Source organism: Bacillus hominis, from assembly GCF_030348325.1.
GTDB lineage: Bacteria > Bacillota > Bacilli > Bacillales > Bacillaceae_G > Bacillus_A > Bacillus_A hominis.
In genome coordinates, this window is the sequence record NZ_JAUCFS010000005.1 from 4,947,361 (window position 1) to 4,962,391 (window position 15,031).

Annotated in this window: 17 protein-coding genes; 8 read left to right on the forward strand and 9 right to left on the reverse strand. The window is 36.6% G+C overall.

Going from position 1 to position 15,031, the window contains the following annotated elements; translation table 11 throughout:
• Positions 1-160 precede the first annotated feature (160 nt).
• The 4 genes from hemQ (at position 161) to gerQ (ending at position 3,453) form a co-directional block, all read left to right on the forward strand.
• Positions 161-904, forward strand: a complete 744-nt coding sequence (gene hemQ, locus QUF93_RS28280; protein WP_002113124.1) for a hydrogen peroxide-dependent heme synthase — start codon at positions 161-163, stop codon at positions 902-904.
• A 194-nt stretch (positions 905-1,098) separates the two neighbouring features.
• On the forward strand, positions 1,099-2,376 hold the full coding sequence (locus QUF93_RS28285; RefSeq protein WP_289360891.1) for a serine hydrolase: 1,278 nt from the start codon (positions 1,099-1,101) through the stop codon (positions 2,374-2,376).
• Positions 2,377-2,550: 174 nt separating this feature from the next.
• Positions 2,551-2,973 (forward strand): cell wall hydrolase CwlJ, encoded by a 423-nt coding sequence (gene cwlJ, locus QUF93_RS28290; RefSeq protein ID WP_000538162.1) that lies wholly within the window; start codon positions 2,551-2,553, stop codon positions 2,971-2,973.
• A 27-nt stretch (positions 2,974-3,000) separates the two neighbouring features.
• Positions 3,001-3,453 (forward strand): spore coat protein GerQ, encoded by a 453-nt coding sequence (gerQ, locus tag QUF93_RS28295; protein ID WP_289360892.1) that lies wholly within the window; start codon positions 3,001-3,003, stop codon positions 3,451-3,453.
• Positions 3,454-3,483: 30 nt separating this feature from the next.
• Here gerQ and QUF93_RS28300 read toward each other — a convergent pair whose 3' ends face one another.
• The 3 genes from QUF93_RS28300 to QUF93_RS28310 form a co-directional block, all read right to left on the reverse strand.
• A complete protein-coding gene (locus QUF93_RS28300; RefSeq protein ID WP_000688311.1) occupies positions 3,484-3,852 on the reverse strand; it encodes a DUF423 domain-containing protein in 369 nt (122 codons plus the stop codon).
• Positions 3,853-3,916: 64 nt separating this feature from the next.
• Positions 3,917-4,204 carry a YwdI family protein gene (locus tag QUF93_RS28305; RefSeq protein WP_002123688.1) on the reverse strand — a complete coding sequence of 96 codons (288 nt, stop codon included), beginning with the start codon at positions 4,202-4,204 and terminating at the stop codon, positions 3,917-3,919.
• Positions 4,205-4,210: 6 nt separating this feature from the next.
• Positions 4,211-5,203 (reverse strand): potassium channel family protein, encoded by a 993-nt coding sequence (locus QUF93_RS28310; RefSeq protein WP_289361026.1) that lies wholly within the window; start codon positions 5,201-5,203, stop codon positions 4,211-4,213.
• 95 nt (positions 5,204-5,298) lie between these two features.
• On the opposite strand from QUF93_RS28310, the gene QUF93_RS28315 reads away from it, so the two are divergent.
• The 3 genes from QUF93_RS28315 to QUF93_RS28325 all read left to right on the forward strand — a co-directional run bounded on the left by QUF93_RS28315 (position 5,299) and on the right by QUF93_RS28325 (position 8,262).
• Positions 5,299-6,582 (forward strand): purine/pyrimidine permease, encoded by a 1,284-nt coding sequence (locus QUF93_RS28315; RefSeq protein ID WP_289360893.1) that lies wholly within the window; start codon positions 5,299-5,301, stop codon positions 6,580-6,582.
• A 358-nt stretch (positions 6,583-6,940) separates the two neighbouring features.
• Positions 6,941-7,762, forward strand: coding sequence for a Cof-type HAD-IIB family hydrolase (locus QUF93_RS28320; protein ID WP_289360894.1), 822 nt, complete (start codon positions 6,941-6,943; stop codon positions 7,760-7,762).
• A 209-nt stretch (positions 7,763-7,971) separates the two neighbouring features.
• A complete protein-coding gene (locus tag QUF93_RS28325; protein ID WP_002123681.1) occupies positions 7,972-8,262 on the forward strand; it encodes a DUF3817 domain-containing protein in 291 nt (96 codons plus the stop codon).
• A 36-nt stretch (positions 8,263-8,298) separates the two neighbouring features.
• On the opposite strand, the gene QUF93_RS28330 is transcribed toward QUF93_RS28325, so the two are convergent.
• From QUF93_RS28330 to QUF93_RS28350, 5 genes are all read right to left on the reverse strand, one after another.
• Complete coding sequence (locus QUF93_RS28330; protein ID WP_289360895.1) at positions 8,299-8,976, reverse strand: uracil-DNA glycosylase; 678 nt, start codon at positions 8,974-8,976, stop codon at positions 8,299-8,301.
• A gap of 19 nt (positions 8,977-8,995) precedes the next feature.
• Positions 8,996-9,988, reverse strand: a complete 993-nt coding sequence (locus QUF93_RS28335; RefSeq protein ID WP_078180857.1) for an ABC transporter permease — start codon at positions 9,986-9,988, stop codon at positions 8,996-8,998.
• The gene (locus tag QUF93_RS28340; RefSeq protein ID WP_289360896.1) at positions 9,981-10,898 is read right to left on the reverse strand and encodes an ABC transporter ATP-binding protein; all 918 of its coding nucleotides are present in this window, start codon (positions 10,896-10,898) and stop codon (positions 9,981-9,983) included. The genes QUF93_RS28335 and QUF93_RS28340 overlap by 8 nt, the downstream gene beginning before the upstream one ends.
• On the reverse strand, positions 10,895-11,704 hold the full coding sequence (locus QUF93_RS28345) for an SGNH/GDSL hydrolase family protein (RefSeq protein ID WP_289360897.1): 810 nt from the start codon (positions 11,702-11,704) through the stop codon (positions 10,895-10,897). The genes QUF93_RS28340 and QUF93_RS28345 overlap by 4 nt, the downstream gene beginning before the upstream one ends.
• Before the next feature lie 82 nt (positions 11,705-11,786).
• A complete protein-coding gene (locus QUF93_RS28350) occupies positions 11,787-12,764 on the reverse strand; it encodes a LacI family DNA-binding transcriptional regulator (protein ID WP_289360898.1) in 978 nt (325 codons plus the stop codon).
• A gap of 97 nt (positions 12,765-12,861) precedes the next feature.
• Between QUF93_RS28350 and QUF93_RS28355 the strand changes: the two genes are divergently transcribed.
• Positions 12,862-13,488 carry a YczE/YyaS/YitT family protein gene (locus QUF93_RS28355; protein WP_289360899.1) on the forward strand — a complete coding sequence of 209 codons (627 nt, stop codon included), beginning with the start codon at positions 12,862-12,864 and terminating at the stop codon, positions 13,486-13,488.
• A 182-nt stretch (positions 13,489-13,670) separates the two neighbouring features.
• Here QUF93_RS28355 and QUF93_RS28360 read toward each other — a convergent pair whose 3' ends face one another.
• On the reverse strand, positions 13,671-14,966 hold the full coding sequence (locus QUF93_RS28360; RefSeq protein WP_289360900.1) for a homoserine dehydrogenase: 1,296 nt from the start codon (positions 14,964-14,966) through the stop codon (positions 13,671-13,673).
• Positions 14,967-15,031: the final 65 nt, after the last annotated feature.

Here is a 15,031-nt window from a genome sequence, read left to right on the forward strand (position 1 = left end):
CTAACTTCCTCGCATTCGCCAAATTTTAAGGTGGGAGTCTTACTGCCCGTTAATGCGGGATAAATGTGACAGTTTTATGCACCGAAACTTTATTTAGATGTTTTTAACCCTATATATGCTATAGTTAACGTGTAAAATATCATTAACTGAGGTGAATAGAATGAGTGAAGCAACAACAACGTTAGATGGCTGGTATTGTTTACATGATTTACGTTCTATTGATTGGGCAGCATGGAAAACATTATCTAGTGATGAACGCGGACAAGCAGTGTCTGAATTTTTAAATGTCGTTGAAAAATGGAATGAAGTAGCTACTGCAAAAAAAGGCAGTCATGCAATGTATACAGTTGTTGGTCAAAAAGCAGATATTATGCTTATGATCTTACGTCCAACAATGGAAGAGTTAAATGAAATCGAAACAGAATTAAATAAAACAACATTAGCTGAATATTTAGTCCCTGCATATTCTTACGTATCTGTTGTTGAACTAAGCAACTATCTTCCAGCTGATGAAGACCCATACCAAAACCCACAAGTCTTAGCTCGCTTATATCCTGAGTTACCGAAAGCAAATCACATTTGCTTCTATCCAATGGATAAGCGTCGCCAAGGTAATGATAACTGGTATATGCTTCCTATGGATGAACGTAAGAAACTTATGTACAGTCATAGCAAAATCGGTCGCCAGTACGCAGGTAAAGTGCGCCAAGTTATTTCAGGATCAGTCGGATTTGACGATTTTGAGTGGGGCGTAACATTATTTGCTGACGATGTTCTTCAATTTAAGAAACTTATATATGAAATGCGCTTCGATGAAGTAAGTGCTCGCTACGGTGAATTTGGAACATTCTTTGTCGGAAACATTTTACCAAGCGAAAAAGTAACAACATTTTTACACATATAATATAAAAAAGGAACGAAATTCGTTCCTTTTTTTATTACCCTCTACATTTACCTGCAAAAACCTTCTTTTCTCTGCAAATTTGAACAAAAATCGATAAATTATTTTCAAATTTCTTGTAAGATTGTAACCTTTTCACATCCAAATTTATGCTAAAATGGTACGAGCTATATGCTAATAACGATGCGAAGGTGATAATGTATATGAAGAAAATCTTGTCTATTTTACTAGTGTTTCTATTGTCATTTTCTTCCTTAGGAGTAACAACATCCCATGCGGAAGAAAAAATACATATAGAGGCAGCTGCTGCACTTCTATTTGATGCAGATACAGGAAAAATAATGCATGAACAAAATCCAGATGAATTACTAGCTATCGCTAGTATGTCAAAATTAATTGTTGTTTATGCCGTATTAGAAGCAATTAAAGAAGGAAAAATCACTTGGGATACGAAAGTAAACATTTCTGATTACGCTTATGAAGTTTCACGTAATAATGAATTCTCTAACGTACCGTTCGAAAAAGGACGCCAATATACTGTAAGAGAATTATATCATTCTATCGTTATCTTCTCTGCGAATGGATCTAGTATTGCTTTAGCAGAATTACTTGCAGGAAGTGAAAAGAACTTCTTAAATCTTGCAAATGAACATGCAAAAAAACTAGGGTTAAAGAAATATAAATTTGTAAACGCTACTGGGTTAAACAACGCTGATTTAAAAGGAAAACATCCTGAAGGAACTGATCCGAATGGAGAAAACTCCATGTCAGCTCGCGATATGGGTATTCTTTCAAAAACAATTATTACAAAGTATCCAGAAATGCTAGAGGATACAAAACAAAGATTTAGAAACTTCCCAGATAATCATCCGAAACCAATTCGTATGGAAAATTGGAACTGGATGTTACCAGGTGCTGCTTTCTCTTATGAAGGAGCAGATGGTTTAAAAACAGGAAGTTCTGATACCGCTGGATATGGATTCACTATTACAGCAAAACGCGGTGATTTACGTCTTATTTCTGTTATTATTAAAACGAAATCGATGGATGAACGTTTCACAGAATCTCGCGCATTAATTGAATATGGATTTAATAACTTCGAAAAACAGAAATTAAAGATAGATAAAAATAACAAAATTTCTGTAGTACAAGGAAAAGAAGACTACGTAACAGTTGCACCAGAAAAAGAAGTGACAGTAGTTACTGCAAAAGGTAGCAAATCACCTTACAAAATTTCAGCTGAAGCAGATAAATCACTTGCTGAAAATGGGCATTTAGTTGCCCCTATTAAGAAAGATGCAAAAGTAGGTTCAATCGTCTTAGACTCAACTGATAAATACGGTTTCTTAGATGGAAATAAAAGCATGAAAGTTGCTGCAAAAACGACAGAAGAAGTAGAAAAAGCAAATTGGTTCGTATTAACAATGCGTTCCGTTGGTGATTTCTTCTCAAACTTATGGTCCAAAATATTTTAATGATAAAAAGCTAGCCCACGCTAGCTTTTTTATTTTCTTCTCTCAATGTAAAACTTCGTTTGGTTGTCATATCCGAGTCCTTTTTCTCATACGTATGAACTAGTAATTGTTCCACACTTCATCTAGAAATAAACCTCTTTCCAAAAGGTATTCCAAAAAGAGAGGTGACACATAATGGGTGTTATTGCTTATAACGAAGAAGATGTAAAGTTATTAGCTAGACTGATGCGTGCTGAAGCCGAAGGAGAAGGACAACAAGGGATGTTAATGGTCGGAAACGTTGGGGTAAATCGTGTCCGCGGAAATTGTTTAGATTTTAAAAAAATACGTAATTTACGTCAAATGGTTTATCAAAATCCTGGTGGTTTTGAGGCAACGCAAAAAGGGTATTTTTATCAACGAGCAAGAGAACAAGATATCGCATTGGCAAGACGAACCATTCAAGGACAACGTTTTTGGCCTGCCAACTTTTCCTTATGGTTCTTTAGACCTGAAGGCCCTTGCCCACCAACTTGGTATGACCAACAAAATTCTGGTCGCTTTAAAAAGCACTGCTTCTTCCAACCATCTGGTGAGGATTGTCCTGGCGTATATTAAGGAATGAAAATGAGGAGGGATTTTTGAATGGCACAGCAACAAAACCCATACTACGGAACAGGTTTTTATCAACCATCTGGAACTTATGTGCAACCGCAACAAATGACTCCTGGGCAACAGCAACAAATGACTCCTGGACAACAGCAACAGCAACAAGCGATGCAACAACAAGTTGCTCAGGCTCAGCTTGCAGTTTCTCAAGGGATGTTACCACTAGAGCAATCGTATATTGAAAACATCCTTCGTTTAAACAAGGGTAAGCCAGCTACAGTTGTAATGACTTATGAACGTGGTAGTTCGCTTGGTACACAATCTTATACAGGGATCATCGAGGCAGCTGGCCGTGATCATATCGTTATTAGTGAACCGAAATCTGGAAAGCGCTATTTGCTACTAATGATTTACTTAGATTATGTAGAATTCCCAGGAGAAATTACGTATTTACCTAGTCAACAAGCAACTTACGCCCCAAGACCATAAAAAAAGCTGGCAAATGCCAGCTTTTGTTTTTTATAACCCTTTTACAACTGCAGTTCCGACTAAAATCCACGCCACAATAAACGCTACACCACCAAGAGGTGTAATTGGGCCAAAGAACTTAATACCTGTCGTACTTAATGCGTAAAGACTACCTGAGAACATAATAATCCCAGCTACCATTAGCCAACCAGCAGTAGTTAAAAGTGATGATTGAATCTTATCCATCAATAAAGCAACTACGAATAAGCCACCTGCATGAAACATTTGATATGTAACGCCCGTCTTCCACACTTCTAACATTTTTGCAGAAATTTTATTTTCTAAACCATGTGCTCCAAAAGCCCCTAACGCAACAGATAGCCCCGCTGCAATACAACCTAGTAAAAAGAAAATTTTCATCTTAATTCCCCTTTTTTACCTTTATCATAAGCAATTTTTACATATAAGCCAAACGATTTAATTCTTAAAAATCAAATAAAGAATTACCATTTGCACCTTCTTCTTTTATATACACAGGTTCTCCAGAAACCGGCATAACTGGTTGAACTGTTGTTATAGGCTGCGATCCAATTACTTGCGATTGAATTTGCGGCTCCCTATACGTAGAAGATTCAACCTGTTCATCTAATAGTAAATCGCATAAAGCACGTACAACTAATAAATGATCTTTTGATTTTTGTCCTTCACTACTTTTTGCCTTTGCAATTTCATTTGCCATTTTATTTAAAATCTTATCGCTCGATATTTGCATTCCTTATCACCTCGTACTTTGTAGTTCTTTCTCAAATTGCCCCAGCTTCTCTACTGAACCAAATACTATTATCATATCATGTTCTTGCAATTTTTCCTGCCCCGTCGGATTATGTATAATATCCCCATTTCTCAAAATCGCTAAAATTGTTACATCAAATTGATTTCTCACGTCACTTTCTAGTAATGATTTATTGACTAAGATAGAATCGTTCCCGACTGAAATTTCTTCAATTACAAATGATTGCTCTATTCCATACAATACTGTATCAATATAATGAACTGTTAACGGATTCGCAATACCTTTTGCGATATGAATGCCTGCCATACTAGATGGATTAATAACCTTATTTGCACCAACGCGCCGTAATTTTTCTTCTGTTTCTGGTTTTTCAGCTCTTGCTACAATTTTAATTGCATCATTAAGCCCTCTTGCCGTTAATGTAATAAATACATTTTCAGCATCGTTTGCTACGATAGCAACTAGACCGGCTGCCTTCGAAATTCCAGCATTATGTAACACTTGATCTTCAGTTGCATCTCCATGTACATATAGAAACTTTTCCTGTTCGAATATACTTTCATCTTTATCCACAACTACAAATGGGATTTTCTTTTCCTGTAATTCATGTACCACTTGAAGCCCTACTCTTCCGCAACCACATACTATAATATGCTTTTGTAACTGTGCTATTTGTTTATCCATCTTCTTCCTCCGCACTGCATGAAATAAGTTACCCTCAATGATCATAGCTGCTACTACCCCCATTGCATACGTAACGATACCGACGCCAACAGGTATAATAAGGAGCGCAAAAAATTTCCCTGCTTGTGTTACAGGCACTACATCACCATATCCAACCGTTAATACAGTAATCATCGTCATCCAAAATGCTTGAAACAAGCTAATCTCTTCAATTGTCATAAATCCTAGCGTCCCTAAAATTACAACAAAAGTCATACATATAACTGCTATCCATAATTGCTTACGTGCATTCATATTATGTTTCAACTCTTTTCTCTATCTACAATCTTTGCCAAAGGAAATGAAATACCTATATACTAGAAACGGAATCTATGAAAGAGGTTGATATAATGAAGCTATTTCTTTCTGCCTTACAATGGGCACTATTTATTTTAGCTGGAAGCCTTATTGTACCAATTAGTGTCGCAACTAGTTACGGCCTTGATGGCACTGAAGCTATCGCGTTTGTACAAAGAACATTATTTGTTCTCGGATTTGCCGGTCTCTTGCAAGCTATATTTGGACATAAACTTCCTATTCAAGAGGGTCCCGCAGGCCTTTGGTGGGGAATTTTCTCTCTTTATGCAAGTTTAGGCGTCGTATTATTTGGATCAAGCAATGAAACACTTAAGGTCCTTCAGTACGCTTTCTTACTAAGCGGAATTATTTGTATTATTCTTAGTGTTTTTGGACTTATTGATAAACTAGTTCGCTACTTTACACCTACAGTAATTGGAACGTATTTATTCCTTCTTGTCGCACAACTTAGTGGCTCCTTCTTAAAAGGCATGTTTGGCCTTGATGGACAACATACAGAAGTACAGCCAAAGATATTTATTCTATCACTCATTGTTATTTTACTATCTTTTTTCATTATGAAGCTACCTATTATTGGACAATATTCCGTTCTTTTCAGTATCGTCTGCGGCTGGATATTATTCGCGTGCTTCGGATTATCTAATCCAGTAACACCTGTGACAAATATAATTCGTCTTCCATCTCTATTTGTTTTCGGAATGCCTCGCATTGAATGGAACATGGCAATTACGGTAGTTTTCGTCACACTATTACTTCTAACAAATATGTTAGCAAGTATTCGCGTTGTACAAAAGGTTGTTTCTAAGTATGAAGAAGGTGCCGCGGAGAACCGCTTCAAACAAGCTGGCATTATAACAGGAATAAATCAATTACTAGGTGGTCTGTTTTCAGCCATTGGTCCTGTTGCCATTTCTGGATCAGCAGGGTTTATTGCAACGACAAATATTTATAAACGCCTCCCATTTATGTTAGGATCAAGCTTTATCATTCTTGTTAGTATATTCCCAAAGATTACTTCATTCTTTGCAGCAATCCCCGTCGCAGTTGGGTATGCTGCGATTTACCCTGTATTTGCAAGCATGATCGGTCTCGCTTTTCGCGAATATGACACTGTACAAAATAAAGAACAATTATTTAAAGTAGCAGGTCTTTCAATCTTTACAGGAATCGGAGTTATGTTTGTTCCAGCCGGGGCATTTTCTACTCTACCGCCATTTTTAGCTTCATTTTTAAGTAACGGTCTCGTTCTTGGATCTGTAATGGCTATCTTGCTGGAAATACTGTTTTCTCGTTCGCACGAAAAACAACTATCGTAAATTGGAAAACTTCCATTATTGCACTCTATCTTTAGAGTTGTTACGATAATGATAAAGTGAAACTTTAATCAGTGGGGTTTTTGTTCATCCCCACTGATTATTAGCCCACACCAATCGGGCGTTTACGGGCAGTTAATCTCCCACCTAACTTCTTTGCTCCAGCTAAATTTTGAGGTGGGAGTCTTACTGCCCGTTAATGCGGGATAAATTATCATGGGCAACACGCTCATGATAATTTATACTAACAATGCAGAACTTCTCCTAGCTTCACGCAAAGAGGTTCGATGTCTTACTATATATTTCCCCAATATCTTCATAAAAATTTATTTCTATTTCAACAGAGAAAGGAACTTCCTATATGACTTATAAAATGATTGTTTTAGACTTAGATGATACTTTATTACGCGATGACCACACAATTTCACCTCGTACAAAAGAGGCTTTAATGACAGCACAAGAGCGCGGTGTTAAAGTTGTACTTGCTTCCGGGCGTCCGACGTTTGGTATGCGCAATGTTGCAAAAGAACTTCGTTTAGAAGAATACGGCAGCTTTATTTTATCTTTTAACGGTGCAAAAATTATTAACTGTAAAACAAATGAAGAAATCTTTAGTAGTACGCTATCTCCTGAAATCGTTCACAACCTATTTGAAATTAGTAAAACTGAAGGTGTATGGATTCATACTTATATTGGCGATGATATCATAACAGAAGAAAATAATCCGTATACTGAAATTGAGGGCGACATTACTGGTATGCCAATTGTTGTAGTAGATGATTTTAAAGCCGCTGTAACAGAGCCTGTAGTAAAAGTATTAATGAACAAAGAAGCTGAACGCCTTGTTGAAGTAGAAAAGAAACTACAAAAACAACTAGAAGGCCAATTAAGCGTTATGCGCTCAAAACCATTCTTCTTAGAATTTACCGAGCATGGTGTTACGAAAGGAACAAGCCTAAACCAACTAATCCAAAAACTTGGTATTAAACGCGAGGAAGTAATCGCAATGGGCGACAGCTATAACGACCAAGCGATGATTGAATTTGCTGGTCTTGGTGTTGCAATGGGCAATGCACCAGATGATATTAAAGAAATTGCGAACTACGTGACAGACACGAATATGAACGATGGTGTTGCAAAAGTTGTAGAGAAATTCGTTTTAAAAACGGAAGTACTTGTTTAGTATTTTCATTCATAAAACCTATTTGAAGTCAAATACTTCAAATAGGTTTTTATTTAAATTACAATGCTTTTGTGACTATATTTTGAACTTTGCACTATTCTCGTAGTGTAAACTTTCTTTTTGTATATAATGGAACAAAATAGACTATTTTATTTTGAAAAAGAATACAAATTTACTATAAACAAGCATACGTTAAAGGAGGCTACTTCATGTTATCTACACCAATCGGAAGGTTAAGAGCAATCGGCTTAGTTGAGGGTATTTCTTTCCTATTACTATTATTTGTAGCAATGCCATTAAAATATTTCGCAGGATTTGCAACAGCTGTTAAAATTACTGGTATGGCTCATGGTGTTTTATTTATTCTATTCATCTTTGCAGTAATCCAAGTAACAATCGTACACCGTAAATCAATTTTATGGGCACTTGGGGCACTAGTTTCATCCGTTATCCCATTCGGTACTTTTGTATTAGATGCAAAATTAAAGAACGAACAATAACAAAAAGGTAGCTAATGATAGCTACCTTTTTCGCATTTATAAATTGGGAATTTCCCAATCAATTTCTCTCCCGCCCATATTAGCTAAAATCGTATTTACTTTAGAATACGGTTTACTGCCAAAGAAACCACGTCTTGCTGATAGTGGGCTTGGATGTACAGATTCAATAATATGGTGATTCGTATTCGTAATTAGCTTTTTCTTCGCCTGTGCATGGCGTCCCCATAATATGAAAATAACTGGCTTTTCACGTTCATTTAATAGCTCAATTACGCGATCTGTGAAATGTTCCCACCCTTTTCCTTTATGAGAATTCGCCTCACCTTGACGAACCGTTAATACAGTATTTAATAATAATACTCCTTGCTCCGCCCATTTTACTAAATAACCGTTATTCGGAATTTCATAACCGTATTCATCTCGAAGTTCTTTATACATATTTAGCAATGACGGTGGCGTTTTAATACCAGGTTGTACAGAAAAGCTTAAACCATGTGCTTGATTCGGTCCATGATATGGGTCTTGTCCTAAAATAACGACCTTTGTATTTTCATAACTTGTATACTGAAGAGCGTTAAAAATATCTTCTTTCTTTGGATAAATCACATGCTCCTCATACTCTTCTTTTAAAAATTCAGCTAAAGCTTGATAGTATTCTTTCTCAAATTCTGACCCCAGTAATGGTCCCCAATCATTCTGCAAAATGTTTTCCACGCCTTCACTTCCTATCCAATTAATTCACCATATCCTGCCTTGTAAATACTACAAATGAAATGATAAGGGAAACTACTGCCCAAACAGTTAAATTCATTAACGAAAACCCCATTGATAACCCTTGTAATGCAGGCAACTTTCCTGATAAATAATCCGTTAACGATAAATTGACACTAAAAATATATTTTGCCCCTTCCCAAGACGTTGCAAATGAACTTAAAATACCGCCAGCAATTAATGCCGCTAACATAACGCCCATACCAGCTGGTGTATTACGAATTAAAACAGAAACCATAAATGATATAGTTCCGACCACAATGGCAACAAACCAAGCCAATCCGTACGCCATTAAAATATATTGCCACTGTGGGATAAGGTGGACAAAGTTCGTATTTAATGTTTCCTTATCAATAACAAATCCAGTTAAAACAGGTAAATTCCATCCAGAGTATCCAAATACAAGCCCTGATAATGCGTAAGCAAACACACCGACAAGAAGCAATATGAGCGAAATAAAGAATAACATCGTCACATATTTACTAAGGAGTATTTTCCAGCGCCGAATTGGCCTCGTCAGAAGCATTTTCATCGTACCATCGCTTCGTTCTCCTGAAACAATATCAATGGCGACAATCATAACGAGCAATGGAATAAATAACGTTATTCCTTGTTCAATAAACGCCCTCACAAATGTTGGTGCTCCTGGCGCAGTCGGATTAATATCATGATCTAAATAATATTGTTGTTGCTCCACCCTTACTTTTAGCCAATCCCGCCATTCTTCTGGCAATCTAGAATTGTTCAAGCGGTTTTGTGAATCAACAATTTGTTGCTGTAATGATACTTTCCAATCGGTCGTACCAAGCCTTTTTTGCGTTGTTTCTATTTCACGATACTGAGCATACACAAAAAGCGGAATCAAGATTGCTAAAATAAGCATGACAACAACAATCCGTTTCTTACGATAAATCTTTTCTGATTCATTTAAAACTAGATTCGCAAATTCACGCATGTTGCTCACCCCTTGTAAGTTCAATAAATAAATCTTCTAGCGTAAATACAAGCTCTTTAACGCCATGTACATCTATCCCGTTTTCTACAAAGTGCTTATTCCAAACATTAATAGACGCAACATCCATGCGACATAGTAAACGCTCATCTTCTATACTAACTTCCTCTACCCCTTCAGCAGCTTCTAACATGTCTTTCGCTTTGGAAATGGGTGTAACGACCCATTCTACACGATCACTCGCTGTTTTGATCAACTCTTCAATAGGTGCAACTGTTATCATTTTTCCTTTATGAATAATAGCAACACGGTCGCATATCATTTGCACTTCACTTAATAAGTGACTCGAAATAAATACACTCATGTTTTCTTCTTTTACAAGCTTATGTATAAATTCTCGCAGTTCCCTAATCCCAGCTGGATCTAAACCATTCGTCGGTTCATCTAATATGAGCAATTTTGGGTTTCCAAGAAGCGCCTGTGCAATTCCGAGGCGCTGCTTCATACCAAGGGAATATGTTTTTACCTTATCGTGAATACGCTCATCTAAATGAACCATTTTTGCAATTTCAATAATACGTTCATCTGATATATCACCAAGCATGCGCGCAAATTGCTTTAAGTTTTCCCATCCCGTTAAATATGTATAAAGCTCTGGGTTTTCAACGATACTTCCAATTTGACGCATCGCTTCTCTGAAATTTTCCTTAATAGAATAACCACCAATAGAAATAGTACCTTCTGTCGCTTTAATCAGTCCGACTAACATTCGAATTGTTGTCGTTTTCCCAGCTCCGTTCGGTCCTAAGAAGCCAAACACTTCTCCTTGTTTTACATCAAATGAAATGTCTTCTACAAGTGTCTTCTTTCCAATTACCTTCTTCACGTCTCGTACGGAAAGTATCATCGTCATTTTATCCCCCCTTGTTCTAGTTTTAGTTTACTTACGACGTTTTGAACTAATCGCTCTGCCATATATGTGTAGCCTACTTCATTCGGATGAAAATGATCGGAGTATAATAAATCTTTTCCGCGATTTTGGAATAAATCAAATGTCGGTGTAATATACACATTTTTATCATTTAATGCTAACTTCTCTAAAGAAGCATTCCAATCAACAACAATATTTGATGAACCTCTTAAATCTTCTACATCCTCAAAAGGATTGTATAAACCTAGCCAAAAAATAGGGCTATCTGTATTTAATTTACGAATTTCTTCTATAATTTTCTTTGCTTCATTTTGAAACGTTTCCGTATCAGGACGATACGTCTCTAAATCTATCTTTCCGAGCGATTCCCAACCTGGGAACAAATCATTTCCTCCAATTGTTAAAACAATTACATCTGCTTGCTTAATTGAATATTGAGCTCCGCTACTTTCAATTTGTTTTAATAAATCGGGCATTTTCGCACCACTAACTGCCAAGTTGGTTAGTGCAACTTTTTGTTTATAATCTTTTTGTAAATCCTCTTTCATTCGTCCAATATAGCCAATTCCTTCTTTATCACCAACGCCGCGCGTTAATGAATCACCTAAACTAACTATTTGTAACGTTCCCGTTTTCTTTTTCTCTTTTGCCACTACGTCAGTCTTCGTAATTAATTTTGAAGCTTTCGGATTTAATACATCATTCACACCCGAAACAAAACCGTATGTAAATAAACAGAAAGACGCAATTGTAATGAGTAGAATTACTTTTACTAATTTTGATCTCATATCAAAACCCCTTTTAGCCCCTATAGATTGTCCATAATTATACCAAACGAATTTTCGAAAAGCGATTCTCGCACCTTCTCTATTATGTCGTTTCCCTATCTACCAAATTTGGTAATAACTCTACATGTTTCACATCTATTTCCTCATCATTAATCTTTTCATATAATAATTCAAATGCCTTTACGCCAACATTTTTACTAGAATGCGAAATCGTCGTAATACCTAATATATCTGCCACCTCTTGATCATCACATCCGATAATCGTAATATCCTCTGGGATACGAATTCCTTGTTTTTTCGCCTCCGTTACCATTCCTGCAGCGATATGATTGCAAGATACAAGAAACGCCGTCGGTTTTACAGACATACGGGCCCATTCCCTGACTACATTGCGCCCATCTTCCACCGTAAAACATCCTTTAAACTTCCAGGCATCTAACCGTGTTACAGCAATCTGTTGAAGTGAATCTTCATATGCCTTTTTTCGCCTTTGGCTATTAATGCTATTACTTCTTCCAATGCAATATCCGATACGTGTATGACCAGCATCTATTAAGCTTTTCATCCCGCGCAAAAATACTTTATAGTAATCAATATGTACACTCGAAATGAAATTCGAATCTATTTCTTCACACATCACAATTGGACCAAACTTCGTATACTCTTCAAGTTTTTCCTTACTATTTGTCCGTGAACATATAATTACTCCATCCAGCTTTTTCATTTTTAACATATGTAAAATTTCAAGCTCTTTTTCTTCGCTATAATTTGTCTGGCAAAGCATCATATTATAATTGTTCTTTGCGGTTTCCTTTGATATCCCCCCAATAATGGCACTGTAATATTGATCATTTACGTGCGGCAATAATACGCCAATTACATTCGTTTTTCCTTTCACTAAATGAATCGCATTCACATTTTGCGTATAATTCAATTCTTCTATAATCGCTAAAATTTCTTTTCGTTTCTGTTCATTCACGTACGGATGATTATTGAGTACACGTGAAACAGTTGAAACAGATACCCCAGCAAGTTCAGCAATCTTTCTTATATTCGTCATCCCATTCTCCCCTTCTCGCAAAAATTATCCCTTGACCTGGTAAGCTTTCCACAATATATCCTTTCCTAGCAAATACATTTTGAAAGGATATACAACTATGCTTCGATTCAAATTAGAATATATATTTTTCATTGGTGGTTTACTCATTCTCTCCATCGGTATTAACATGATGACGACAATTACTTCCTTTGGACTTAGCCCTTATGATTCCTTCTTTATTGCACTATATCAAAATTTCGGGATAAGTATTGGTTTTTGGATTTTTATGATTAACTTTGTTTTTACCCTTATCGTACTCTTTTGGGACAAAAAACAAATTACAATCGGCACAATTGTAACGATGATTCTTATTTCTCTTTTTGTTGATTGGGTTGGTTCCATTACAACTATTATGGACGCTATCCGCTCTCTTCCAAAATATATAACACTTATTTGCGGAAATCTATTCGTCGGAGCTGGCATCGGTCTTTATGTCTCTACAAACCTTTGCGCGGCGCCTCAAGAGGCTTTCGTTTTAACTGTTGCTGAGAAAAAGAAATGGACATTTAGAAGAACAGAAATTTCATTAGCTTTTTTATTTTTAACATTAAGCTTCTTATTAGATGGGCCAATCTATTTTGGAACAATTATCTTATCCTTTACAACAGGTTGGATTATTCAAGCATTTATTCAAGTTGGTACGCAGATTTTAAAACGAAAAAAACCTATTAAGCAAGCCGCTTAATAGGTTTTTTCGTTTTATCCCGCTATTTGTGGGCAGTAAAACTCCCACCTCAAAATCCAGCGAATGCAAAGAAGTTAGGCGGGAGATAACTGCCCCTAAATGCCCGATTGGTGAAGACTAATAATCAGTGGGGGATGGACAAAACCCCCACTGATTAAAGTTTCACTTTATGATAAGAGACCTTACTTAGCATCTCCTTCAATTCGATAGTTTGCTTTCAAACAATCTATTTCTTCATACGATTGCAATGTATGTAGAATGTACTCGTAATCCGCAAGAGAAGCACGATGCGTTACAATTACGATTTCTGCTTTCCCTTTCTCTTCAAGTGGCATTTGAATAATCTTTTCAAAACTAACACCGCGCTCAGAGAACAATGATGTAATTTTTGCAAATACACCAATTTCATCTTTCACATGCAGTCTTAAAAACTTTTTCACAACAATTTCATCTGGCTCTTTTAATACTTTCTTATACTGAGGAGATACCGCACTATTTCCGTTTACACCTAACCTAATATTTTGCATTACAGCAACTAGGTCAGAAACAACAGCTGTCGCTGTCGGTAAGCTTCCTGCTCCCGGTCCATAAAACATCGTTTCTCCTACTGCTTCACCATACACATAGACAGCATTATATTCATTTTGCACTGCTGCAAGAGGGTGTGTATTTGGAAGTAAAGTTGGCTCAACCGTAACCTCTAATTTCTCACCATCTCGCTTTGCAAGACCAATTAATTTAATTGTGTAGCCTAAGCTCTTACTATATTCAATATCTTCTGCTGTAATAGAAGTAATTCCTTTTACCTTCACATCTCCAAGCTCTACATTTGTAGAGAAACCGAGAGTAGCCAAAATCGTCATTTTTCTTGCTGCATCTAAACCTTCCACGTCTGATGTTGGATCTGCTTCTGCAAATCCAAGCTGCTGAGCTTCTTTTAACACGTCGTTATATGCTCTCCCTTCGTCTGACATTTTCGTCAAAATAAAATTTGTCGTTCCATTTACGATTCCCATTACTTTCGTAATAAGGTCTGAAGAAAGTCCTTCTACGATGCTTCGTAAAATTGGAATCCCTCCAGCTACACTTGCTTCATAAAATAAATCAGCCTTGTTATCTTTTGCTACTGCTAAGAGTTCCGCTCCATGTAACGCCATTAAATCTTTATTTGCAGTCACAACGTGCTTCCCGCCTTTTAAAGCTTGTAAAATATATGCTTTTGCTTCATCAATGCCGCCCATTACTTCGATGACAACATCAATATTAGGATTATCTAAAATTTCATTCACATCTTGTGTTAATAGAGTAGAAGGTACCTCGACCTCCCTCTCCTTCTCAATATTTTGCACCAACACTCTCGCTACTTTCACTGGACAACCTACTTGGTGTATAAGTCGTTCTTGATGATCTGTAATAATACGAACTACACCACTGCCAACTGTCCCAAGACCTAATAACCCCACTTGAATTTCTTTCATAATACTGTCCACCCCTCAAAAATTGTGTTTAGATGAATTATATAGACGAAAAATCAGAAAAACAA

Coding starts and splice junctions, on each gene's coding strand:
- hemQ (WP_002113124.1), top strand. CDS start 161: ATGAGTGAAGCAACAACAACGTTAGATGGCTGGTATTGTTTACATGAT.
- QUF93_RS28345 (WP_289360897.1), bottom strand. CDS start 11,704: ATGAGATCAAAATTAGTAAAAGTAATTCTACTCATTACAATTGCGTCT.
- QUF93_RS28305 (WP_002123688.1), bottom strand. CDS start 4,204: ATGCAAATATCGAGCGATAAGATTTTAAATAAAATGGCAAATGAAATT.
- QUF93_RS28360 (WP_289360900.1), bottom strand. CDS start 14,966: ATGAAAGAAATTCAAGTGGGGTTATTAGGTCTTGGGACAGTTGGCAGT.
- QUF93_RS28340 (WP_289360896.1), bottom strand. CDS start 10,898: ATGACGATGATACTTTCCGTACGAGACGTGAAGAAGGTAATTGGAAAG.
- QUF93_RS28310 (WP_289361026.1), bottom strand. CDS start 5,203: ATGAATGCACGTAAGCAATTATGGATAGCAGTTATATGTATGACTTTT.
- gerQ (WP_289360892.1), top strand. CDS start 3,001: ATGGCACAGCAACAAAACCCATACTACGGAACAGGTTTTTATCAACCA.
- cwlJ (WP_000538162.1), top strand. CDS start 2,551: ATGGGTGTTATTGCTTATAACGAAGAAGATGTAAAGTTATTAGCTAGA.
- QUF93_RS28285 (WP_289360891.1), top strand. CDS start 1,099: ATGTATATGAAGAAAATCTTGTCTATTTTACTAGTGTTTCTATTGTCA.
- QUF93_RS28325 (WP_002123681.1), top strand. CDS start 7,972: ATGTTATCTACACCAATCGGAAGGTTAAGAGCAATCGGCTTAGTTGAG.
- QUF93_RS28350 (WP_289360898.1), bottom strand. CDS start 12,764: ATGACGAATATAAGAAAGATTGCTGAACTTGCTGGGGTATCTGTTTCA.
- QUF93_RS28300 (WP_000688311.1), bottom strand. CDS start 3,852: ATGAAAATTTTCTTTTTACTAGGTTGTATTGCAGCGGGGCTATCTGTT.
- QUF93_RS28320 (WP_289360894.1), top strand. CDS start 6,941: ATGACTTATAAAATGATTGTTTTAGACTTAGATGATACTTTATTACGC.
- QUF93_RS28335 (WP_078180857.1), bottom strand. CDS start 9,988: ATGCGTGAATTTGCGAATCTAGTTTTAAATGAATCAGAAAAGATTTAT.
- QUF93_RS28355 (WP_289360899.1), top strand. CDS start 12,862: ATGCTTCGATTCAAATTAGAATATATATTTTTCATTGGTGGTTTACTC.
- QUF93_RS28315 (WP_289360893.1), top strand. CDS start 5,299: ATGAAGCTATTTCTTTCTGCCTTACAATGGGCACTATTTATTTTAGCT.